Origin of the sequence: Microbulbifer okhotskensis, assembly GCF_023895975.1 — a bacterium.
Classification (GTDB): domain Bacteria; phylum Pseudomonadota; class Gammaproteobacteria; order Pseudomonadales; family Cellvibrionaceae; genus Microbulbifer; species Microbulbifer okhotskensis.
This window is the reverse complement of sequence record NZ_JALBWM010000481.1, coordinates 1-257: the sequence shown is the minus strand read 5'-3', so window position 1 is coordinate 257 and position 257 is coordinate 1. Positions and strand designations below refer to the sequence as shown.

1 pseudogene is annotated in these 257 nt (G+C 45.1%); it reads left to right on the top strand.

Annotation, left to right across the window (positions count from 1 at the left end):
• Positions 1-13: 13 nt before the first annotated feature.
• Positions 14-257 (top strand): annotated as a pseudogene (locus MO867_RS23000) (hypothetical protein); the annotation flags it as partial.

Sequence of the window (257 nt, the reverse complement as noted above, 5' to 3'; positions counted from 1 at the left end):
CTACTATACCAAGGTGAAATTCATTTCGGCCATCATTCCAACGGGGTTACACATCGTTGGCAAGTTGCGAGCTGACGCAAACTTGTTGTGGCTATATGAAGGTGTTTACAGCGGCACTGGACGCCCCAGAAAATACGATGGAAAGGTTGACTTTATTGCCGACTTGAATCGTTTTGAGCATGCTGGCGCTCTGAATGATTCGACTGAGGTTTATACAAAGACTGTCTATGCCAGTTTTTTGAAAAGGGTTATTCGCG